17 protein-coding genes are annotated in these 23102 nt (G+C 64.1%); 7 read left to right on the top strand and 10 right to left on the bottom strand.

The genetic code is table 11. The features are described 5' to 3' along the window. Positions 1–43 precede the first annotated feature (43 nt). The 3 genes from IHE39_RS07770 to IHE39_RS07760 are packed head-to-tail and all read right to left on the bottom strand — an operon-like array spanning position 44 to position 4940. On the bottom strand, positions 44–1348 hold the full coding sequence (locus tag IHE39_RS07770; RefSeq protein ID WP_184768546.1) for an NAD(P)/FAD-dependent oxidoreductase: 1305 nt from the start codon (positions 1346–1348) through the stop codon (positions 44–46). After that, on the bottom strand, positions 1345–3642 hold the full coding sequence (locus tag IHE39_RS07765; RefSeq protein ID WP_192566100.1) for a molybdopterin guanine dinucleotide-containing S/N-oxide reductase: 2298 nt from the start codon (positions 3640–3642) through the stop codon (positions 1345–1347). The genes IHE39_RS07770 and IHE39_RS07765 overlap by 4 nt, the downstream gene beginning before the upstream one ends. Before the next feature lie 23 nt (positions 3643–3665). Further along, on the bottom strand, positions 3666–4940 hold the full coding sequence (locus IHE39_RS07760) for an ABC transporter substrate-binding protein (protein ID WP_184768548.1): 1275 nt from the start codon (positions 4938–4940) through the stop codon (positions 3666–3668). A gap of 564 nt (positions 4941–5504) precedes the next feature. Here IHE39_RS07760 and IHE39_RS07755 point away from each other — a divergent pair. Both IHE39_RS07755 and IHE39_RS07750 read left to right on the top strand, forming a co-directional pair. Further along, on the top strand, positions 5505–6296 hold the full coding sequence (locus tag IHE39_RS07755; RefSeq protein WP_192566099.1) for a cyclase family protein: 792 nt from the start codon (positions 5505–5507) through the stop codon (positions 6294–6296). Positions 6297–6507: 211 nt separating this feature from the next. Further along, a complete protein-coding gene (locus IHE39_RS07750) occupies positions 6508–7062 on the top strand; it encodes a MarR family winged helix-turn-helix transcriptional regulator (protein WP_184768550.1) in 555 nt (184 codons plus the stop codon). Between the two features lie 18 nt (positions 7063–7080). On the opposite strand, the gene IHE39_RS07745 is transcribed toward IHE39_RS07750, so the two are convergent. The 4 genes from IHE39_RS07745 to IHE39_RS07730 form a co-directional block, all read right to left on the bottom strand. Then, the gene (locus IHE39_RS07745) at positions 7081–8625 is read right to left on the bottom strand and encodes an indolepyruvate oxidoreductase subunit beta family protein (RefSeq protein WP_192566098.1); all 1545 of its coding nucleotides are present in this window, start codon (positions 8623–8625) and stop codon (positions 7081–7083) included. 5 nt (positions 8626–8630) lie between these two features. Continuing rightward, positions 8631–10784: a ferredoxin family protein gene (locus tag IHE39_RS07740; protein ID WP_192566097.1), complete on the bottom strand. Its 2154-nt coding sequence runs from the start codon at positions 10782–10784 to the stop codon at positions 8631–8633. Between the two features lie 281 nt (positions 10785–11065). Then, positions 11066–11869 (bottom strand): arginine deiminase family protein, encoded by an 804-nt coding sequence (locus IHE39_RS07735; RefSeq protein ID WP_192566096.1) that lies wholly within the window; start codon positions 11867–11869, stop codon positions 11066–11068. Positions 11870–11948: 79 nt separating this feature from the next. Beyond that, complete coding sequence (locus IHE39_RS07730) at positions 11949–12779, bottom strand: AraC family transcriptional regulator (protein WP_192566095.1); 831 nt, start codon at positions 12777–12779, stop codon at positions 11949–11951. 174 nt (positions 12780–12953) lie between these two features. On the opposite strand from IHE39_RS07730, the gene IHE39_RS07725 reads away from it, so the two are divergent. From IHE39_RS07725 to IHE39_RS07715, 3 genes are all read left to right on the top strand, one after another. Beyond that, positions 12954–14210, top strand: coding sequence for a cytochrome P450 (locus tag IHE39_RS07725; protein WP_192566094.1), 1257 nt, complete (start codon positions 12954–12956; stop codon positions 14208–14210). Positions 14211–14283: 73 nt separating this feature from the next. Beyond that, positions 14284–14604 carry a 2Fe-2S iron-sulfur cluster-binding protein gene (locus tag IHE39_RS07720; RefSeq protein ID WP_192566093.1) on the top strand — a complete coding sequence of 107 codons (321 nt, stop codon included), beginning with the start codon at positions 14284–14286 and terminating at the stop codon, positions 14602–14604. Between the two features lie 60 nt (positions 14605–14664). Continuing rightward, a complete protein-coding gene (locus IHE39_RS07715; protein ID WP_192566092.1) occupies positions 14665–15618 on the top strand; it encodes a ring-cleaving dioxygenase in 954 nt (317 codons plus the stop codon). Here IHE39_RS07715 and IHE39_RS07710 read toward each other — a convergent pair. Together IHE39_RS07710 and IHE39_RS07705 are read right to left on the bottom strand one after the other, a co-directional pair. Beyond that, positions 15602–17167, bottom strand: a complete 1566-nt coding sequence (locus IHE39_RS07710) for a VOC family protein (protein WP_192566091.1) — start codon at positions 17165–17167, stop codon at positions 15602–15604. The two genes, IHE39_RS07715 and IHE39_RS07710, sit on opposite strands and share 17 nt — an antisense overlap. Before the next feature lie 132 nt (positions 17168–17299). Further along, positions 17300–19477, bottom strand: a complete 2178-nt coding sequence (locus IHE39_RS07705; protein WP_192566090.1) for a malate synthase G — start codon at positions 19475–19477, stop codon at positions 17300–17302. 178 nt (positions 19478–19655) lie between these two features. On the opposite strand from IHE39_RS07705, the gene IHE39_RS07700 reads away from it, so the two are divergent. After that, the gene (locus tag IHE39_RS07700; RefSeq protein ID WP_192566089.1) at positions 19656–20588 is read left to right on the top strand and encodes a sugar phosphate isomerase/epimerase family protein; all 933 of its coding nucleotides are present in this window, start codon (positions 19656–19658) and stop codon (positions 20586–20588) included. A 129-nt stretch (positions 20589–20717) separates the two neighbouring features. Next, a complete protein-coding gene (gene puuE / locus IHE39_RS07695; protein WP_192566088.1) occupies positions 20718–22124 on the top strand; it encodes an allantoinase PuuE in 1407 nt (468 codons plus the stop codon). Between the two features lie 207 nt (positions 22125–22331). On the opposite strand, the gene IHE39_RS07690 is transcribed toward puuE, so the two are convergent. Further along, positions 22332–23042: a GntR family transcriptional regulator gene (locus tag IHE39_RS07690; protein ID WP_184768562.1), complete on the bottom strand. Its 711-nt coding sequence runs from the start codon at positions 23040–23042 to the stop codon at positions 22332–22334. Positions 23043–23102 lie beyond the last annotated feature (60 nt).

Genomic DNA, 23102 nt, shown 5'->3' with positions numbered 1-23102 from the left:
GCTCCTTTGCGAGGCCAGACAGATATGCCGTCGTATCAGGCGATTACAATCCCTGGCGCCGGTCCTGCCATCTGGCCTGGGCAATGGCGACCGACGGGGCAGCGGCGGCGAAACTGCGAAACGGCAGGGCCCGCGGCGAAGTCTGCGGGATTGGCAATGCATCGAGCGGCGTGCCCGACGCAGCGTCGGCCAGCACCTCGCCGAGCATGGCGGTCAAGGCGATACCACGGCCGTTGCAGCCAATGCCGCCGATGAAGCGCGGGCCGAACTCATAGACATGTGGCAGGAAATCGGTGGTCATGGCGGCGGTGCCGCGCCAGATGCTTTCGACGGCAGGCAGTCGCGGCAGGCCGAGCTCGGCCTGCAGGCGGCCGGCGACCATCGCGGCCATGCGCGCCTCGGCGCCAAGCGGAAGCATCGACATGCCGCCGCTGATCAGCCGGTTGTCGCGGTCGAGCCTGAAGGTGAAGAGATTGGCACGCGTGTCGGCGACGGGGTTCCGCTCCGGCGAAATGCGCCGCACCGTGACCTCGTCGAGCGGGGCGGTGGCAATCTGGTAGACGCGCAGCGGCACGACGATGCGGCCGAGGCGGCGGGCAACGCCCTGTTCCGAGGCATTGGTGCATAGCAGGACCGTATCGGCGTCGATCGTGCTTTGTCCGCTGGTCAGCCGCCAGCCATTGTCCGACCGTTCCACGGCCTGGACAGGTGCGTTTTCGTGGATCGAGGTTCCGGCCTTGATGGCAGCACTCGCCAATCCATAGGCGTAGTTGAGCGGATGCAGCGTGCCGCCGCTGTCATCGATGAGAGCTCCGGCGTTATGCCTGAGGCTGGCGCGGCGGCGCGCCTCTGTAGCGTCGAGCATGCGCACCGGACGGCCCAGCGCCTGCCAGGCTTCCGCCCGGCGTTCGAGGATGCCGAGCATCTTTTCCGAGTGCGCGACGTGCATCCAGCCGACCTGCTCGGCATCGCAAGCGATGCCATGTTCGCGGATGGTCGCGTAGACGCGATCGGCGCCGCCACCGATCATCTGCAGCAGTCTGTAGCCGCGTTCCTCGCCAAGCTTGCCAACCACCGCCGCAGGGTCTGCCTTGGCGAAATTCGGCACCACGAAACCTGCATTGAGTCCGCTCGCGCCGCTGCCGATCGTCTCTGCCTCGAGCACGGCGACACGCGCGCCGCGTCGAGCGAGGTGGAGTGCAGCGGTCAGGCCGGTGAAGCCGGCGCCGATGATCGCGACGTCGACCTTGCTTGCAGCGCGCAAGGGCTGGGTAACAGGGGCCGGATTGGCGGTTTGCCACCACACCGTACGCATGTGTTGGTGCGGCGCGCTCTGTGCGGTGGTCATGATGTCGCGAAGTCCGGCAGGCAAAAGGCGGTGACAGGTGGAAGCGGGCCGGCAAAGGCGGCGATCTCGACAAGGCACGTCTGGGCGCTGCAGCCTTGCGACAGGCCGGACGCCGGCACGTCGAGCGTCAGCACGTTCGGGTTGCCGTGCTTTTCGAGCCCGGTTTCCGGGTCCGGATCGAACCAGGCGCCGGTGTTGAGCCGCGCCACGCCGGGCATGATGTCGCTGGTGATCGTCACCGCAGCCAGGCAGCGGCCGCGGTCGTTGAACAGCTCGACGATCTGGCCTTCCCCGAGCCTGCGTTGTGCGGCGTCTGCCGGGTTCATGTAGACCAGCTCGCGGCCATTCGACTTGCCGCCGGCACTATGGGGACTGGCGTCGAGCTGGCTGTGCAGCCGGCGCGCCGGCTGGTCAGTCAGAAGGTGCAGCGGATATCTGGTGGCAAGCCCGGCGCCCAGCCACTCCACCGGTGCCATCCATGTCGCATGGCCGGGGCAGTCGTCCAGGCCGAAGCCGGCGATACGCTGCGAGAAGATCTCGATCTTGCCCGACGGTGTACCGAGCGGTTTGCTCTCCGGATCGGCGACGAAATCGGCAAGCATGGTGACCGGCCGGTCGAGCGGGGTCAGGTCGATCAGCCCATCGCGCCAAAAGGTTTCGAAATTGGGCAGGTCGAGCCCGCGCGCGCGATTGTGCGGCCGGCATTCCTCGTAGAGCCGCGACAGCCAGCCCGTCGCGTCGAGCCCTTCCGAGAAGGTTTCGCCGCAGCCGAGTCGCTCGGCCAATTCGGCGAAGATGGCGTAGTCGTCGCGCGCCTCTCCCGCCGGCGGCACTGCTTGCTTCATGGCAACGATGAAGGCCTCCAGCGTGGCCGAACCGATATCGTCGCGTTCGAGCGAGATTGTCGCCGGCAAGACAATGTCGGCGCGCTTGGCCGTCGGCGTCCAGTACTGCTCGTTGACGATGACGGTGTCGGGCTTCTGCCAGGCCGTGAGCAGGCGGTTGAGATCCTGGTGATGGTGGAACGGGTTGCCGCCGGCCCAGTAGATCAGGTGGATGTCAGGGTAATTCTGCGTCTTGCCATTGTAGGTGAAGGGCGCGCCGGGATTGAGCAGCATGTCGGCGATGCGCGCGACCGGAATGAAGTCGGGAATGCCCGGCTTGAGCTGCGACAGCGTCGGCCCCTTGATACGGGTGTGGGCGCTGCCGACAAGATTTGCCGCGCCATAACCGACGCCGAAACCGCCGCCAGGCTTCCCGATCTGGCCAAGCATTGCCGCCAGCGTCACCACCATCCAGTAGGGTTGTTCGCCATGGCTGGCGCGCTGCATCGACCACGAAACATTGAGCATCGTGCGTGCCGATGCCATGTGGCGGGCAAGATCGACGATGGTTCCGGCAGGCACGCCGCTGATCGCTTCGGCCCATTCGGGTTTCTTCGGCACACCGTCGGTGGCTCCGGTGAGGTAGGGGACGAAGTTCTCGAAACCCGTGCAGCAACGGTCAAGGAAGGCCTTGTCGTGCAGGCCCTCGCTGAACAACACCCAGGCCAGCGCCAGCATCAGGGCGGTGTCGGCGTTGGGGCGGCAGGCGATCCATTCCGCCGCATCGGCGACCGCGCCGAAATTGTCGCGCACCGGGCCGATATTGACGAAGCGGGTGCCGGCTGCGCGCATGCCGGCAAGGCCTGCCGGCACGCCGTGCAGGGCAACGCCGCCGGCATTGATCTGCGCGTTCTTGACCGGCACGCCGCCGAAGCTGACGAACAGCTCGCAATGCGCGGCCAGCGTGTCCCAAGAGGAATGGCCGGCCATCAGATCGTCCATGCTCGCCACGATATGCGGCAGCACGACGTTGGCGGCGCCCAGGCTGTAGGAATCGACATGGCGGACATAGCCGCCGGCGGCATTCAGGAAGCGGTGGACCTGGCTTTGCGCGTGGTGAAAGCGGCCGGCACTGGACCAGCCATAGGAGCCACCGAAGATCGACGCATTGCCGTGGGTGATGCGGACCCGGTCGATCTCGGCGGCAGTGAGGTCGAGCGCCACGTCCCACTCGACTTCGACGAAGGGATCGCTGCCGCGCCGTTCCGCAGCCGCTCCCGGACCATGATCGAGCCAGCTCTTGCGTATGGCCGGTCGCCGGACCCGGAGCCTGTCGAGCGCCGGGTCGAGCTGGTAGAGGCCGATCGGGCTCGGGTCCCGATCGCGCCTGAACGGCTTGAGGGCGGGCAAACCGTTTCCACGGGGTTCGACCTCGTAGGTGCCCCAATGGGAAAGGGTGTAGCTGGTCATGCCCGTCCGGTACCCGTTGTTGCTTAGCCGTCGATTTCCGCTAGCAGCTTTGCCATATCCTCGGCGCTGATGGTCTTGTCGATGACCAGTTCCTCGCCCTCGATGTGCCAGGTCAGCGCGGGGCCGCTGATGTCACCATTGACGTCGAACTCGATCGGGCCGAGCGCGCCGACATATTTGATCGGCTTGCCGGCCTTGACCAGCTCCAGTGCCTTCTTGAACTCCGCCGGGCCGGTGCCGATGACCTCGCCGCCTGATGTCTGGGTCTTGCGGATCGCATCGCGGATCGAAGGGCCGGACAGGTCGGGCGCGATGTTCATGGCAAGGCCGAGGATCGTCACTGCGTCGTATTCGTTGGAAATGCCGGGGCCGTCGGCACTGATGTTGTAGGCCGACTTGAACGCTGCCTTGAACTCGTCGAGCGTGGCGCTCTGGGTCGAGGTATTGTCGGTGCCGAACGCCTTGGTCAGGTACTTGGCGCCGACGGCCTTGACGAAATCGGGGCTGCGCAGCGCGTTGTTGAGGATCAGCTCCTGCGTGCCGCCGAGCGAAATCCATTCGCGGGCGATGGTGGCGCCGTCCTGCGGGAAGGCGACGATGAACATCGCATCGGGCTTCTCGGCCAGTGCCGCCGAAACTTCGGCGCGATACGACGCCTGGTTTTCGTTGAAGGCGACAGCCTTGACCACTTCGCCGCCGAACTTCTCGGTCGCCTTGGTGAAATCCTTCACCAGGCTCGCGCCGTAGTCGGTGTTCACATAGATCATCGCGATGCGCTTGAGGCCGCGGTCGGCCGCGATCTTGGCCGGCAGGTAGGAGAGGTTCTTGACCACCGGGAAGGTGCGGAAGAAGAACCCGCCGGTCTTGCCTTCCTGCGCCATCGTCGTCAGCACCGGGGCTGACGAGCAACAGGCGATCTGGGGGATCTGCGACGGCGCTGAAACCGAGGTCAGGATCGGGATGGTAACGCCGCTGCCGATGCTCGCCGACAGTGCCTTCACGCCCTCGACATCGACGAGATACTTGGCCGCGTCGACGCCGACATTGGGCTGACCCTGGTCATCGCGCAGCACGAACTCGACCTGGCAGCCCTTGATGCCGCCGCCTTCGTTGATGTTGGCGATGGCGAGCTGTGCGCTGTTGCCGATGGCCTTGCCCACCGCACCCATCGAGCCGGTCAGCGACAGCACGCCGCCGATCTTGACTGGGCAAGCGGCGTCCTGGGCCATTGCCGAGGTGGTGGAAAATGCGGTGGCTGCAAGCAGGCTGGCCAGCATCAGGCCCTTGGTTTTGTTCATCAGTCCGTTCCCCTTGTTTGGATGATGGCAGCCGCGTGCTCGTCTCAGGCCTTGGTGCCCGTTGGTCAAACCGTCGCGGAAACGTTCCTCACTTCCATCATTTGATCATAAGCGCACAAAATTTTGCCGTTGTAAAGCGAGGCCGGAAGACGTGGAATCGAGATCACAACGGCGAAGGAAATGTCGAAATACGTGATTGTAATCAGATGTTTGATTTATTTAGCAGTGTCTTTCGTAGCTGCGTAACGCAGCAGAAAAACGAAGCGTCCGGATTTCGGTTTTTTGTCGAATTTGTGCCGGATCGGAAGATTTTCACCTGCCCTGAAGCCGAACGCAGGCACGATGCGGCGGCCTGCCGGGGCCAAGGTCAGGCCCGCTGGCATCTCGACAGCTGCCCCTTGGTCAGTCAAATCCGGCCGGAACCATGCATGCGGGGATATTCGAGCTTGAAGGATGCCAGCCTTGTTGGCATCTAGGCAAAAATAATATTTGCAAATGCATATGACTTGATTAGGCTGAAGCAAACCTGGCCTTCCGGACCGGGCAAAGAGGAGGAGAGCCAAGATGACAGCCAACCAGACGCTGGCGGATTTCGCTTCAGCAATTGCCACCGGCGCGGTCCAGATCGTCGACCTGACGGCGCCGCTTGGGCCGGACACTCCGGTTTTGTATCTGCCGCCGGATTTCGCCAAGAACACGCCGAAGTTCAAGATGCACGAGATTTCGCGCTACGACGCCAACGGGCCGTGGTGGGCGTGGGGTTGGATGGAGCTGGGCGAGCACACCGGCACGCATTTCGATGCCCCGGTGCACTGGATTTCCGGCAAGGACGTCGCCCAGGGCACGACCGATACCGTGTCGACGCAGTCCTTCGTAGCACCTTGCGTCGTTATCGACTGCTCCAAGGAGGTCGCCGCCAATCCGGACTTCCTGCTCACCGCCGATGGCGTGAAAGCCTGGGAGGCCGTGCACGGTCAGATCCCCAGGGGCGCCTGGGTGCTGATGCGCTCGGACTGGTATCCGCGCAACACTTCGACCGAGGCCTTCCTGAACGCTGACGAGAATGGCCCGCATACGCCCGGACCAAGCGTCGATTGCATCCGCCTGCTGGTCGAGCGCGGTGTTCTCGGGTTCGGCAACGAATGCGTCGGTACCGATGCCGGCAGCGCGGTGGCGATGGATCCGCCGTTTCCCGCCCATAGTCTGCTGCTCGAAGTCGGCAGCTACGGCCTTGCCAGCCTGTGCAACCTCGACAAACTGCCGGCGACGGGTGCCGTGCTGGTCGTCGCCCCGCTCAAGATCGTCGGTGGCACCGGTAGCCCGGTGCGCGCCTTCGCGCTTGCGCCACGCGCCTGATCGAGCCTCATCGAGGACCGCGGCGGCTCCCACCGCCGTTGTCGCCGCAAGATGGATGGGCACCAGCCGTCTCGCGGCGTAGGGCCGGGTTGCCTTTTTGGTGCCCGGCCTTTTCGTTTGATGTGAGCTGCGTTGCTCTGGACGGTTGCCGGATAATCGGCTTCATGGCAATCCGAACAGCGTCGAACTCCCTCGAGCCGAACGGGTAGCAATGGTCACGAAATACTTCACCGGGTCGTTCAGGGAAGCCGGCGACGGAAACCGTTTGCCCAGCCTCGGCGAAATCGGGCTCAACCGCTTCGCGCCGCATCTGATCAACCGCCTGTCGGCGAGCTACAACGCCAATCTGCAGGAACGGCTGCGCCCGCTTGACCTGACCACGCCGAAGATGCGGGCCATCGCGCTTTTGACCATCTCGCCGGGGCTGACCGTCAATGAGCTGTCCTTCCTTGCGGTTGTCGAGCAGTCAACGATGAGCCGCACGCTTGATGCGCTGGAGGAGCAGGGGTTTGTCCGTCGCCAGTCGCGCGCTGACGACATGCGCGTGCGCGAAGTGCACATCACCGATGCCGGCCGCGACGTCTTCCAGCAGTTCTGGCCGGTGCTGTTCGGCATCTTCTCGCAGCTGTTCGAAGGCATCGAGCCGGACGAGTACGACGCCTTCATCGTCACGCTGCACAAGGTGCTGCGCAACATCGACAAGCTCGGTGGCGGCGGTGAAGCCACGGCAAAGGCCGGGGACGGAAAAGGCGACGCAGAGGCCTAGGCTGCGCGCCGAGAGTCGTCACGCGAAGCTTCTGACTGTCGCCAATGCGCCGTCGAGCGACTTGCCGGCTTCGTCCTGCAGTGCGGCCTGCACCAGGCGCTTGAGCCAGGTCCCGCCATCCTCGCGCGCCTTAAGCAAGGGCACCACCGAAAGCACCTTGTCGAACTTGCCCTGGCCGCGGCTGTGGGTGTCGGAATAGCCTTTCACCAACCGGCGGCTGCCGATCACCGCCGACGCCAGATCGTAATTGGCGGGCAGCAGGGCCGAGGCCGTCTCCAGCCAGCTTCCGATATGCGCCATCTCGCGCTTGTGACGCAGCATGGTGCGGCGCATCGGCTTCAGGCTGGAGAGCGCATAGAGCGCCACGAACCAGCCGACGGTACCGGTGCGCACACGCCGGCCCTTGCTGAACAGGCGCTCCAGCAGCTTGAGCAGTGCCGGGCGGTTCTCGACGAATTGGCCGAGCAACGCCGGCATAGTGCCGACGACTTCCTCGGCGCGCGGATGCATGTATTCGGTGGTGTAGACGAGTTGCTCGCCGGTCGCGCCGATTTCCTTGCGCACGCGCTCGAAGCGCGTCGCGCGCGTCTTGAGGTCTGCGACGCGCACGACATCGTCATAGGCCATGGCGATGGCGAGATATTTGGCGACTTCCTGGCTGAAGCCAAAGCCCCTGGCCGCGCCGCCGGCATCGCGGTCGTGGACAAGCAGGCGCGCGGCGGTGTCGAGATACTCTTCGGCGTAACGCGGGTCCTGGAAGTCGACGAGCTTCTTTACTCCGGCATAAAGCATCGGCGCCAATACAGGCGGGAATTCGGAATGGATGCGGCCGAGCAGCCGGTCTAGCTTTGGATGGCCGACTGACACAGGTGCATCCGGCAGCAGTTTGTCAGGCTTCCTGGCCACCTTATCAGGCTTGCCGTCGCGGGCACGGTCGAAGGCGGCGCCAAAGGCCCGCAAGCTGGCCTCGACGCCTTTGCCACCGGCGCGCACCGCAGCCTCGAACGCGTTTCGGGTGAAGGGCAGGACATTGGCGCCGGCCAAGGCACCGAACATTGCCGACGAGATCACGCTGCCATTCTTCTCGGCCAGCGTCTGCATGTCGAAGATGACAGTCTTTTTGGCCGCGACATCGAAGGCATCGACGACGGCGAGCGGATCGCCGATGCCGTCGCCCGGCACCTCCTTCTCGCCGACCGCGTAGGAGCGATGCGTCGACGCGATCAGCGTGGTCTTTTCCGGTGTCACCAACCCGCGCAGCATCGAGCGGCCCGCTTCCATGAACTCGGCTGCCAACACGACATCGACGTCGCCGGGCGTCGGCATCAGTGATAGCACTGGCATCTGGCCGCCCTTGGGCTTGAGCATCTCGACATAGTAGATCGTGGCGCCAGTGCGCTGGGCCACTCCGGGCACCGAGGTCGACTGGGCCACCCAGCCCTCGGCCTCGGCGAGTGCCACCACCCAGTCGGCGAGCACACCGCCGCCTTGCCCACCCATGGCAAGGATGGCGATGGCGATAGGCTTTTCGTCGACTGAAATTGGGTTGATCGGCCTGCTCATGTCGTTCACCCGAAGACCACGCGCCGGGCTTCGCGGCGGCGTTGCAGGAAGCCGATTACGGCGTTGCGCACCTTGGCTGCGAAACGGTCGCGTCGGGTCGGGTTGTAGATGATGTCGGCGCGGTAGAAGGACGGGCACAGCACCGCCGCTTCTGAGACCTCGCCGCAATTGCCGCAGCCGACGCAGGTGTTGTCGATCGCCACCACCGGATCGTCGCGCAGTGGGTCGTCGGTGTGCTTGAGCGACAGCGACGGGCAACCGGACAGGCGGATGCAGGCATGGTCGCCAGTACAGGTGTCCTCGTCGACGCCGAAGCGTTCGCGCACCATGCGCTGGCCCGATTTCACCGCCTTGGAAAACAGCGGCTTCTCGCGGCGCTGGCGGTTGAGCATACATTCAGACGAGGCGACGATGATCTTCGGGCCTTCCTCCTTCGAGGTCAGCGCCTCCTTCAGCGTGTCGCGCATCTTCGCCACGTCATAGGTGCGGTCGATCTGGCGCACCCATTTGGCGCCGATACCCTTGACGGCGTTGACGATGGAGTTGTTGGTCGAGCGCTCCGGATTGTCGGCGCGCGACGACAGGATGTCCTGGCCACCCGTCGCCGACGAATAGTAGTTGTCGACGACCATGATGACGCCGTCATGCTTGTTGTAGACCGCGTTGCCGACCGAGGTGGTCAGCCCGTTGTGCCAGAAGCCGCCATCGCCCATCACCGAGATGGCGCGCTTGCCGGCGTCTACGTTGAAAGCGGATGCGGAGGCCGGTCCGAGGCCATAACCCATGGTGGAGCCGCCGATGTTGAAGGGCGGCAGGATGGAAAACAGGTGGCAGCCTATGTCGGCCGAGACATGGTGTTCGCCGAGTTCCTGCTCGACAAGCTTCATGGCGGCGAAGATCGGGCGTTCTGGGCAGCCGGTGCAGAAGCCGGCGGGCCGTGCCGGCACGACGGCATTGAGCGCCTTGACCTTCGGGTCGGCGAGCACCGCGTCGGCGCTCGGCAGCGGCGGGCGGTTGCCGAGCAGGGCCACGGCGTGTTCTTCAAGGAACGCCTGGATGCCGTTCATCAGGACGGCAGCGGTATAGTCGCCGCGTACGGGCAAGGCGCCCTTGCCGGCGAGCCTGGTGTTGATGTCGCGCCGGCGCAGGATGGAGTTGACCGCCTGCTCGAGATAGTCTGGGTGCCCCTCCTCGACCATCAGCACGGCGCGTTTGCCTGCGCAGAACGCCGACACCTCGTCGTCGATCAGCGGATAGGTGACGTTGAGCACATAGAGCGGAATGATCGTATTGCCGTAGGCGTCGGCGAGGCCCAGCAGCTGCAGCGCGCGCATCACCGAATTGTACATGCCGCCTTGCAGGATGATGCCGACGGCGCCTTCGTCGGGGCCGAACCATTCGTTCAGCTTGCGGCTCTTGATGAAGTCGATCGCCGCGGGCCAGCGTTTTTCGATCTTCTCGCGATCATGCACCGTGATCGACACCGGCGGCAGCACGATGCGGTCGAGATCGCGGACCGGATTTTCGAGTGCTTCCTTGATGGTGTAGGCTGGGCGCTTGTTGTCCTTGGCGACGAACTGGCCGTGAACATGGCAGGCGCGGATGCGCACCTGCATCATCACAGGTGTGTTAGAGGCTTCCGACAGCTCGAAGCCATCCTCGACCGATTTGACGATCGATTCGAGATTGGGGCGTGGGTCGAGCAGCCACATCTGCGACTTCATCGCAAAGGCATGGCTGCGCTCCTGCGGGATCGACGAGCCCTCGCCATAGTCCTCGCCGAGGATGATCAGCGCGCCGCCCTTGACGCCGCTCGACGCGAGGTTGGTCAGCGCATCGCAGGCGACATTGGTGCCGGCGGTCGATTTCCAGGTCACAGCGCCGCGCAGCGGATACATCACCGAAGCCGAGAGCATGGCGGCGGCGGCGGCCTCGGACGCGGAGGACTCGAAATGCACGCCGAGTTCGTCGAGCACCGGCTTGGCATCGGCGAGAACGTCCATCAGATGCGAGATCGGCGAACCCTGGTAGCCGCCGACATAGGACACGCCGGACTGCAACAGCGCCTTGGTGATGGCCAGGATGCCCTCGCCGCGAAAAAGATCGCCTTCACCAAGCTTGAGGTCTTCGACCTCGCGCGCAAAAGACCGTTCCGCCATGTCGACCCTCCCAGGTGTGGCAAGACCGCTGCCACCAGGGCTCGACGCCCCTCAGGGCCGCCAGGCTTGCCGGGCGTCGAGCTGCATATCTATGAAAATGCATATTCATGCAAATGCATGGAACTGTCAATTGGTCAGGGTCGGATCATATTCATTGTTAAGATAGCAGCCGACCGCATGCGCGGCGCTTGCCATTGTTCAGCGCGTCAGATGCATGTCGGTGCATATATAAAAACGGCGACACGTGTCGTGGCGCCTGAATGCGCCGCCAGAACCCCCGCTCAGTCGGCTTGGCGATGCCAGCGTAGCGACATGCAGGACAGGCCGGCGTCGATCTTGCCGATCTCGGTGGTCTTGAGTGCGACCACCTTGTAGCCGAGCTTGTCGAGCATCTCGATGGTCCTGGGGTAGTCGGCGCCAACCATCACCACGTCGTTGACGCGCAATGCATTGGCGGCGGGCTCCTCGCCTTCGGGGATGAGCACCTCGCGAAAACCCTTGAACACGCCCGAGCGCGCGAGCCGCTTTGTCGACAGCATGGTCTCGCCATCGAGCAGCGAACAGTCGCTCTTGAAATGCAGCACGCCTTCGGGCGTCCGCACGATCTCGCCCTTGCGCCCGAGCCTGGCGAGGCTTGATATCAGTCCTTCGGCGCCGGCGCGGTCGGTGCGGGCCGACAGGCCGATCATCACGCTTTTGGGCGCCGTCAGCACGTCGCCGCCGTCAGCGAAGCCTGATGACGGCAGGTCGAGAACTGTCTCGAACATCCTTCTCAGCGTCGGTGCGATCTCGGGGGTTTCGTTGACGCGGGTCTCCGCACCCGGGCGCAACAGGATTGCGCCCTCGGGAAACACCAATGCCGGGTCTTCGACGAAGATCGAATCCGGGAAGTTTTCCAGCGCTGGCAGCACTGTCACCTCGACGCCCGCCGCGCGCATCGCCGCGATGTAGGCTGCATGCTCGGCCTTCACCCCGTCAAAGGTCGGGTTGCCGCGATCGTCGGCACGCAGGCCGTTGACCACTGACCGTGCCGGCTCGCGCACGATGGCGGCGTTGAACTCGTAGACCGCTGGCTTGGATGTCATGTCGCTGTGCTCGTCTTCGGGGCAGATACTGCAACGTGCCCGAATTGGCGAGACCTGTCGACGGGGCAAGCGCTGACGGCTACTGCCCCCGTGCGCGGCGGAATTCGCTTGGCGAATGGCCTGATATACGGTGGAAATCGCGGCTGAAATGGTAGGGATCGGCATAGCCCGAGCTTTGCGCCACCGCCGAGATTTTGGCGTCGGAGGAGGTCAGCAGCCGCTTGGCAAGGTTCATGCGCTCGTGGCGCATCCAGTCCATCGGGGTGGTGCCGGTCTTCTGGCGGAACTGGCGGTGCAATTGCGAGGCGCTGAGGTTGGAAATGGCGGCCATGTCCTCGATCTGCCAGTTGCGCGCGATGTCGGCCCTGAGCGCCCGCATCAGCCGCTGGATGCGCTCGCCGCTGTCTTCCTCCTGCTCGCCGCGCTCGGCGACAAGCAGCGCCACCAACTGGCCGGTGATGGCGCTCGATAGCGCGTCGGTGGTCTGGCTACGATGGGCGAGCGTGGCGATTGCCTGCTCGAACAGCGGCTCAGCCGTGCTCAACCCGGCGAAAACAGGCGACTGGCCGACGCGCAGGAAGGCAAACACCGCGTCGAGCCCGTGGCCATCGATGCTCATCCAGAGGTAGCGCCAGTGGTCGGCCTCGGGGTGGCAGCCATGGGCGTATTGCATCGCCGTGTCGAGCCAGACAACGCTACGAGCGCCTGCGGCAAAGCGCTGGCCGGCGACCTCGATCTGGCCGCGACCCGAAATGGTCAGGATCAGCGTGTGATGGTGGAAGCGGCGCGTCACCAGCCCATCTCCGGCGGTGAAGCGCGTGCGCCCGGCAACCAGGATCTTGTAGGGATAGGCTTCCGCATGCCGCCCCGGCGTGTGGAACAGGATCTCATCGCGGTGGTTTTCAGTCATTTTTGCGCAGGCCGTCGAGCTTATCCGTTGCCCACCTTGTAGCTGCATGTCCAAAACGATGCGAGTTTTATCCATCAAGGTGCGATTTCAGTGCATTCATATCGGCGCCGTTGTCGATAGCCTAGGGAAGGCTGCCGCATCGTGGCGGCAATCCATCTCAGTTGGAGCGACCAGATGGCGAGCGCTACCCCAAAGGCAAGCGTATCAGGCACGGCATTCGAGCCATTGTCGACCGCCTTCGCCCAGAACCCCTATCCCGCCTATGCGGCGCTGCGCGAGAAGGGCGAACCCCAGTTCTTCCCCGACTTCGGAATGTGGCTGGTGACCCGCTTCGACGATGTTGCCGGCATCGCCCGCGACAATTCCATGGTGCGATCGCCCGAGTTCTTCATGTCGCATGAGGAGATCGAGGCCGAGAAGCGCGCCCAGAACTGGCACGACATGCCGCACCATTCGCGCTTCGTGCAGTTTTCCATGCTCGACAGCGATGGCGAGGTGCACGACCGGCTGCGCAAGCAGGTGTTCCGCGAGTTCACGCCTGCGTTCATCGCCCGCCAGCGTGGCATGATCCAGAGCTTCGTCGACAAGCTTGTCGACGGCCTGATCGACAAGGGCGAGATCGACTTCGTCGAGGACCTCGCCGCACAGGTGCCGGGCCACATCATCGGCCGGGTGCTCGGCGTGCCGGACGAGGACTGCCCGCAACTGCGCGTCTGGTCGGAAAACGTGGTCAAGTTCTTCGATATCGACCGCAACGACGAGCGCAAGGCGACCGCCGAAAAGGCGACGACCGAGTTTTATCATTATCTGCAGAAGCTGATGGCCGAACGCCGGGCCGCCCCGCAGGACGACCTGATCACCCGGCTGATCGCGGCGCAGGACGCCGGCCACCTCAACGAGGACGAACTGGTCTCGACCTGCATGCTGATCCTGATGGCCGGCCACGGCTCGACGATCGACGTGCTGGGCTCGGGCATGCATGCGCTGCTGCGCTTTCCCGATCAGATGGAGCGGCTGCGACAGGACCCGGGCCTGATCCACACCACGATCCAGGAGATGTTCCGCTTCGAGTCGCCGCTGCCGTTCTTTCATCGCTATTCGACCGCCGACTGCGTGGTCGGCGGCAAGGCGTTTCCGCGCGGCACCAAGTTCGGCCTGCTCTATGGCGCTGCCAACCGCGACCCGACGGCCTTCGGCGACGACGCCGGCAGCTTCGATGTCGGCCGCAACCCCAACCGCCACCTCGCCTTCGGCGGCGGCGCTCATTTCTGCCTCGGCAATCATCTGGCGCGCCTCGACATGGAGGTGATCTTCACCACGCTGATCAAGCGGTTGAAGTCGATTTCGCTTGATGAAGCCGAGCCCCAATACAAGCCCGGCCTGTCCGTGCGCGGCCCCAAGGCGCTGCGCCTGACGCTGGCCCCGGCCTGACCCCTTTCGTTGTTGCGCAATTCCGGGCGCAAAACCGCTGCGCACTTTTGCTGAATTGCTCCAGGAGACAAATATGTACCGCGTAACCTTCGTCGACGCCGACGGCCAGGCCAGGGAACTCACCGCCAATGAAGGCCAGAGCGTCATGTCGGTGGCTGTCGCCAACGGCATCGACCAGATCCTGGCCGAATGTGGCGGCTCCTGCGCCTGTGGCACCTGCCATTGCTATGTCGACGAGACCTGGACCGAAAGATTGCCTGCCCCCGACGATTCCGAGCAGGGCATGATCGAATGCCTGATGAGCCCGACCGAGCGCAGCCGGCTGAGCTGCCAGCTCAAGATGACGGCTGCGCTCGACGGTCTTGTGGTGCACCTGCCGCGCGAGCAATATTGAGGGTGGCCGCTCCGGCATAACGGAGCTATTTCTAGGGCTTCCCGGTAACAGGAGGCTCCGATGACGCTGCAACTGACGGGCATTCACCATCTCACCGCCATTACCGCCGATGTATCAGGCAATTTGCGCTTCTACACGCAGGTGCTCGGCATGCGGCTGGTCAAGAAGACGGTCAACCAGGACGACACCAGCGCCTACCACCTGTTCTACGCCGACGGCAGGGCAAGTCCCGGCTCGGACCTGACCTTCTTCGACTGGCCGATCGGGCGCGAGCGCCGCGGTACCCACAGCATTGCCCGCACCGGCCTCAGGGTGGTGGACGAGGTGTCGCTGTCATGGTGGCGCGATCATCTCAAGGCCGAAGGCGTCGAAACGTCGGAGACAAGCGATGTCAGCGGTTACAGTGCGATCGATTTCGAGGATCCGGAAGGCCAGCGCTTCAGGCTGATCGACGACGGCGGCCGGGGTGGTTTCAATCCCTGGATGGGCAGCGTGATTCCCGTGGAACATCAGGTCAGGGGCCTCGGCCCGATCACCATCAGCGTGCCCGACCTTGCCAGCACCGAGACGGTGCTGACCAAGGTCATGAACATGCACAAGGTGCGCGACTACGCGTCTCCCGACGGCGTGGGCCAGGTCCATGTCTTTGCCATGGGCGAGGGCGGCCCGACCGCCGAGTTGCATGTCGCCGTCCAGCCCAAGCTCAACCCGGCCATGCAGGGTGCTGGTGGCGTCCATCACGTCGCCTTCCGTACGCCCGACGTCGAGCAGATCCACCAGTGGGCGGCGCGGCTGCAGGAATTCCGCCTGCCGTCGAGCGGCGAGGTCGAGCGCTACTACTTCCGCTCGCTCTATTTCCGCGAACCCAACGGCATCCTGTTCGAGATCGCCACCGACGGCCCCGGCTTCACCGTCGACGAGCCGCTGGAGAGCCTTGGCGAACGCCTGTCGTTGCCGCCATTCCTCGAGGGCAAACGGGCGTCGATCGAGGCCAAGCTCAAGCCGCTGTCGTAATTCGGGCGGCGATCCATTCGCGTAGGATCGCGATGTCGGCGTCGTCGAAGCCGTGACCTGACGGGATGGTACGGGCGTCGACTTGGGCACCGGCGTGGCGCAGCAGGCCGCCCAGTTCGGGGCCGAAACTACTGAACACGTCGACGTCTCCGGCAATCAGCAGCACGTCAGTGTCCGACAGGTCGGCCTCCGGCGGCTGCTCCAGCACCATCGCCGCCCGCAACAATGCCGCGCGGCGGATGACATGCGGGTGCAGCAGCATGGTCGCCGCCAGCATGTTGGCGCCATTGGAATGGCCAAGGAAGACCAGCCTGGCCGGATCAAGCCGGTAGGCATCGATGGCCGCGTCGACGAAGGCTGCCAGTGCCGCGGCCTCCGACCTGATATCGGCCTGGTCGAACTTGCTGGCGGAAAGCCGGCGGAACCAGCGCGGCGTGCCCTCGTCGGTGGCGCGGCCACGCAAGGCAAGCAGCGTCGCGCACGGTGCCGCCTTCGCCGCGAAGGGCAACAGGGAGGTCTCGTTGCCGCCGGAGCCGTGCAGAAGCACGATGGTTGTGCCATCTGGACTTTCGGGCGTGTAGAAGCGATGGACGAAGGGCAGGTCGCGATAGATCACGCGCTCTTCGCCCGGCCAGGAAAACTGCGGCAGCATCGTCTTCAACTCGTCGATCTTGTCGGACCTGTCTGGCGGCACGAACAGATGCGTACCGAGCTCGTCGGCGGGTTCGTCGACCGCCATGCCAGGGCCGTCGGTCGCCAGTTCGAACAGCGTGCCGCCCGGTTCGCGCACATAGAGCGAGTAGAAATACTTGCGGTCGTGCACGTTGGTGATAGTCGAGTTGCTGGAGGCAAGCGCGCCATGCACCCGCTCGACCTCGTCGGCGTCTTGTGCTCGGAAGGCGATGTGGTCGATGGTGCCGGTGCCCGGTGCGCTGGTCCAGAAGCCCTTGGCGTCCCGGATGTCGATGATGTCGCCGGTGTCGGAGACAAGCCGCTTGATGAACTCAGTGCCTTGCGCCTGGCGGTAGCCGAAGTGGCGCACAAGGAAGCTTTCGGTGAGTTCGGGCACTTCGCTGAGGATGGTCGCGCCACGGATGCGGCGGATCGCCTGTTTTGCCGGCACGTCGCTGCCTTCCCAGACGGCGGGCTCGGGAAAACCACTGACGCCGACGAGCTTGACGATGACCCCGTCTGGATCCTTGAGCCGCAAGGTCGGCTCGCCCATCTCCTCCGACGGGCCCGTTATCTCGACATGATGGGACAGGGCACGGGTCAGCCAGAAGCCGATACTGGCCGGATCGATGGTGAGCGAAATCTCGCTCGGCTGGCCGTGGCCGACACGCCCCTGGGCGCCGTCCTCCCACACCAGGAAGGTGATCAGCGAGCCCGGACTGGCCGCGCCGTCACCATAAAACAGATGCAGCTGGGCCGCGTCCTCATAGCCGCCGGTCTGCTTGACCAGGCGGAGTCCGAGAAAGCCGACATAGAAGTCGACATTGGCCTGCACCTTGCGGGTGATGAGGGTGATGTGATGGATCCCGGCGCCCATGACGCACCTCCGGCCGATTTGCTTTGGCCCGACATTCCCTCAGCCGGGCTGGGCGCGCAACCGATGATCGCGTGCTGCAGCAGAAAGGCCCCGCGATGAACGGGGCCTTGCCTATCCGGTTTTCGCCCTGCCTTACGCCGAAATCGCTTTGGCCTGGCGACGCCTGATATGCAGCACTTGCTCGGTATAGCCATTTGGCTGCGACCTGCCTGTAAACACCAGGTCCTCGGCCGCCTTGAAGGCCGGGCCGTCGAAGCCGGGCGCCAGCGGTGTGTAGCCTTCGGTCCCGGTGTTCTGCCGGTCGACGACAGCCGCCATGCGCCGCATCGTCTCGCGCACCTCGGTCTCGCCGACAATGCCGTGGCGCAGCCAGTTGGCAACATGCTGGGAGGAGATGCGCAGGGTCGCGCGGTCTTCCATCAGCCTGGTATCGTCGAGGTCGGGCACCGTCGACACCCCAATCCCCTGTCCGACCCAGCGCACGACATAGCCGAGCAGGCCCTGGAGGTTGTTTTCGAGCTCGGCCTTGATCTCGTCTGTGCTGTAGCTGCGGGTTGCCAGCGGAATGGTCAAAAGGTCTGACAGCGCGGCATGCTCCCTGCCGCGCAGGTCGTCCTGCACGGCCGCCACGTCGACAAGGTGATAGTGCATCGCATGCAGCACCGCAGCCGTCGGTGTCGGCACCCAGGCCGTGCTGGCGCCGGCGAGCGGATGGGCAATCTTCTTGTCGAGCAGTGCGGCCATCTGGTCAGGTGCTGCCCACATGCCCTTGCCGATCTGGGCGCGGCCGGGAAGGTTGCGGGCAATGCCGACATCGACATTGTTTGCTTCATAGGCCTTGAGGAAGGTGGCATCGGCCATCTCGGCCTTGCGCAGCATCGGCCCGGCTTCCATCGAGGTGTGGATCTCGTCACCGGTGCGGTCGAGGAAGCCGGTGTTGATGAACACGGTGCGGTCGCGCACCTTGGACATGCAGGCAGCGAGATTGGCCGATGTACGGCGCTCCTCGTCCATGAGGCCGATCTTCATGGTGTATTTGGGCAGGCCGACAAGCTCCTCGATGCGCTTGAACAAAAGGTCCGACAGGCCGACTTCGTCGGGGCCGTGCATCTTGGGCTTCACGACATAGATCGAGCCGGTGCGGCTGTTGCGCACGGCGTTTTCGCCACGGATGTCCTGGGAAGCACTGGCAACGGTGATCGCTGCGTCGAGGATCGCCTCGGGCACCGGCTTGCCGGCTTCGTCGAGCACTGCGTCGGTGAACATGTGGTGGCCGACATTGCGCACCAGCATGGTCGAGCGGCCATGCAGCACAAGCGTGCCGCCGCCGGGCGCTGTGAAGGCGCGGTCCTCGACCAGCTTACGGGTGACGGTCTTGCCGTTTTTGGTGAATTCCGAGCTCAGGCTGCCGTCCATCAGGCGCTGCCAGTTGCGGTAGACGACGACCTTGTCTTCGGCGTCGACTGCCGACACCGCATCCTCGAGATCCATGATGATCGAGATCGCCGCCTCGATGACGACGTCGGCGATGCCGGCGGCGTCGAGCGCGCCGACATGAAGTTCGCGATCAAACACCAGCTCGATATGCAGGCCGTTGTTGACCAGAAGTACGCTCTTCGGCTCGTGGCGCGGTCCGGTGAAGCCGGCGAACTTGGCAGCTGACTTGAGCCCGCACTTGCTGCCGTCGGCAAGCATGACCTGCAGCCTGCCGCGCTCGACGATGTAGCCGACAGCATCGGCATGGCTGCCCTTGGCCAGCGGCACGGCCTGGTCTAGGAAATCGCGCACGCGGGCGATGACCAGCTTGGCGCGGACTGGGTTGAACACCTTGCCCTTCTCAGCACCATCGGTCTCGGCAATGGCGTCGGTGGCGTAGAACGCATCATAGAGCGAGCCCCAGCGTGCGTTGGCGGCATTCAGCGCATAACGGGCATTGGACAGCGGCACGACCAACTGCGGGCCTGCGATGGTGCCGATCTCGGCATCGACGTTCTTGGTCGCCACCTGGTAGGCGTCGGCAGCCGGTGCTGGCACCAGATAGCCGATGTCGCGCAGGAACTGCTCGTAGGCGGCGGCGTCATGCGGCTTGCCCTTGTGCTCCAGATGCCAGCTGTCGATCCTGGCCTGCAGGTCGCTGCGTATGGCTAGCAACTCGTGATGCCGGGGCGCGAGGTCGCGGATGATCTCCGAAAGCCCGCTCCAGAACGCCGTCGGCTCAAGCCGCGCATTGGGCAGCACTTCCTGCTCGACGAAGGCACGCAACACAGGGTGGACTGAAAGGCCGGCGACGCTTTCATAGGTCTTGGTCATGGGAGGCTCCTTCGATACGCGCCAGTCGCGGCAGTTCGTAGGATGCTGATGACAGTGATTGTATCCATTGACAAGCATTTTTTGATACAGGATAGTATCCGAGTACCGAGCCCGCAGGGGTGGTCGCTATCCGACGCGCCCGCTGGCTGCGCAACATTCTCTCCGGCGAGGCGTCAGTATGATCGGCATCATCAAGAGTTCATTGCCGGACGGCCGCAGCCTCACCACAGCCGAAGCGCTGCAGGCTACGGTGAAACTGAGGCTGCAGGGCCTGCTGTTCAACTCGCTCTTCGACATCAGCTCGACTCTCGATCCGGCGGAGCTGACGGCTGCCCGCGCCGAAGCGGATCGGCTTGGCCTCGACATTTCGTCGATGCTCGGCATCGTCAATCCAGCACTGCCGGCACGTTGCCAGCCGATCGTCGATGCCGGCGGTGGCGACATGCAGGCCGGTATCGAAAGGCTCATCGAGCTAGCCGCCGGCATCGGCATCCACGACATGTTCTTCATCATCGGCATGATCGAGGACCGTTTCGAGGTCGATGTGAGCTGGCAGGCCCAACTCGATGGGGTGGCCGAATTGCTCTCGCGCTGCGCTACCGCCTTGCGCCGGTACGGCTCGAAGCTGCTGCTCAAGACCCATGAGGAGATCGCGACATCGGAGATCGTCGCCCTTGTCGAGCGGGTCGGGTCTGATGTGTTGGGCGTTGCCTTCGACCCGGTCAACGTGCTCTGCCGCCTGGAGGATCCGGTTGCGGCGGCTCGGCGCGTCGCGCCTTACGCCACCCAGCTCTATGTCGACGATGCCGTCATGCGTTTCCAGGAAAATGGCGTCCGCCGCTTCCTTGCGCCGCTCGGCGAAGGTTTTGTCGACTGGGAAGCGATCAGGCTGCTGGTGCCTGACGCAAAAATCTGGATCGAGATGCATGCCGGCCAGTTCGCCATGCCGGTGTTCGACCCTAATTGGCTCAAGCGCCAGCCACCTGTCGCGGTCGAGGAGTTCGCTGCTGTCCTCGCCATGGCGGCGAAGTTTGGAACGCGCGAGATGCCGTGGGATCAGGCCGCGCCTGTCGCGCGTCTGACACAGGCATTGCGTAGATGCCTGCCATAGCCTTCTCACCGGATTATTGGATACGATTTTTACACTGAGCCGCATTTGAAGCGTCGGGATTTTGCCGGCGTCGAACGTCAACACACAGTCATTCGCGCGGGAAGCGACCGCGCACCCAAGGAGACCTTCATGCGATACCCCCGCGACATGCGTGGCTACGGCGAGAACCCGCCCCACGCCAACTGGCCGGGCGGCGCCAATGTCGCCGTGCAGTTCGTGCTCAACTACGAAGAGGGCGGCGAAAACAACATCCTGCACGGCGATGCCGCCAGCGAGGCGTTCCTGTCGGAAATCCCAGGTGCTTCACAATGGCCAGGGCAGCGCCACTGGAACATGGAGTCGGTCTACGAATACGGCGCCCGCGCCGGCTTCTGGCGGCTGCACCGGCTGTTCACCGACCTCGATGTCCCGGTCACTGTCTATGGTGTCGCCACCGCCTTGATGCGCGCGCCCGAGCAACTGCGCGCCATGCAACAGGCCGATTGGGAGATCGCCAGCCACGGCTACAAATGGGTCGAGTACAAGGACATGCCGACCGAGGAGGAGTGCGCGCAGATTCAGGATGCGATCCGCCTCCACACGCTGGCCACTGGCCAGCGCCCGACCGGCTGGTACACCGGCCGCTGCTCGGTCAACACCGTCGATCTGGTCTCTGAGGAGGGCGGCTTCGATTATGTCTCCGACACCTATGACGACGACCTGCCTTACTGGCGCGAGCACCAGGGCAAGGAGCAACTGATTATCCCCTACACGCTCGAAGCCAACGACATGCGCTTCGGCACGCCCAATGGCTTCAATTCGGGCGACCAGTTCTTCGCCTATCTCAAGGACACCTTCGACTATCTCCATGCCGAAGGTGCCGCCGGACGGCCAAAGATGTTTTCGATCGGCCTGCATTGCCGCCTCGTCGGTCGCGCCGGGCGGATCGCAGCGCTCAAGCGCTTCATCGAATATGTGCAAAGCCACGACAAGGTCTGGATCGCGCGGCGCATTGACATTGCCCGCCACTGGGTCAAGGAACATCCCTACGTGAAGCCGAAGCTGGTGCCGTCGAGGATGGACAAGGCAGGCTTTGTCGAGACCTTCGGCCAGTGCTTCCGCAATGGCACGCTTTTGGCCGAACGCGCCTTCGACGGCGAGCTGGCCCAGGTCAACGACAGCCCCTATGGCCTGTTCTTTGCACTGCGCACCCAGTTCCGCGCCGCGAGCGAGGTCGAGAAGTTCGAGGTGCTGAAGGGCTACACGCCGCTTGATCCGCGCATCAAGGCGGCAAGGATCGTCGCCGATGAAAAGGACGCTGACGGCCTCGACGCCATGACCGCCGAACAGCAGCAGCGGTTGCTGGAATTGCTTGGCGCCTATGTCGAGAAATTCGGCTTCGGTGCCATCTTTGTCGTGCGAAACTACACCACCGCCTCGCTGCTGGCGTCGCTGGGCGCGCGGCTCAAGACCGACCGCGACACCGAACTGGCGGTTACCTATGGCGAGGTCGAGCGGCTGGCGGAGATCCAGGTCGAGGCCCGGTTTGCGGCGTAGGTTAGCGCCGATAGCGAGAGCCTCCTTCGAGGCTCGTTCGATGGGCAGGTACCTCAGGATGAGGGCCGTTGTGCCTCACCGAAACCGTCCACCCCGCGCTATTTCCTGGCCCGGGCAGTTTCTAGATTGGGGCAGTGGGGCGCGCCGTACCCACGGTCCTCATCCTGAGGAGCCCGTCGAAGAACGCACCGACGTCCCGCCCTCGCTTCAGGCGTAGCGGGAAAGAATCTCGCTGAGATTGCGCTTGGTCCGCTTGGTCTGGCCGATATTTGCCTGCTCGAACACCTGCTGCAGGTGCTCGATGATCGCATCGGCGCTGGCCTTGGGGTCTCGCGCCCGCAGTGCCTGCAGGATCGCCGCATGTTCGTCGACGCTGCAGTCGGTTTCCTGGTGCGTGCTGTGCTGGGCGAGGATCAGTGACGTCCGCGAGATCAGCGATTTGAGGAAGCCGGCGAGTACCTCGTTGCCGGCCATCTGGGCCGCGAGCAGGTGGAATTCGCCCGAGGCCACGATCGCCGCCGTATGGTCGCCAGCGTGACGGATGCTGTGTTCCTTTTCGAGGTGCTGTTCCAGCATCCCGATCTGCTTGTCGGTGACAACGGACGCCAGCTTGGAAAAGATCTCGCGTTCGATGGCGTTGCGCGCCTCGAACACCTGGCGCGCCTCTTCGGGCGTCGTGCTGGCGACGAAGGCGCCGCGATTCTGCCGGAACTCGACGAGTGATTCGGTGTGCAGGCGGTTGAGCGCGGCGCGCACGATGGTGCGGCTGACAGAAAACAGCGCGCCGATCGACTCTTCGCTGAGTTTTGTGCCAGGCGTCAGTTCGCGCGCCAGAATGGCCCTGAACAGAGCCTGGTAGATCGCATCGATCTTCGAACCGGCTTTCTCGTCGAGATCAGTATTCGCAGCTTTCGCCATTCCCTCACCAGCCAGTGTTGTACAGGCAGCGCGTAACAATGCTACGTCTCAGATGCATCG

This window comes from Aminobacter carboxidus (assembly GCF_014863355.1).
GTDB classification, from domain to species: domain Bacteria; phylum Pseudomonadota; class Alphaproteobacteria; order Rhizobiales; family Rhizobiaceae; genus Aminobacter; species Aminobacter carboxidus.
This window is presented reverse-complemented; position numbering and strand designations above follow the sequence as displayed.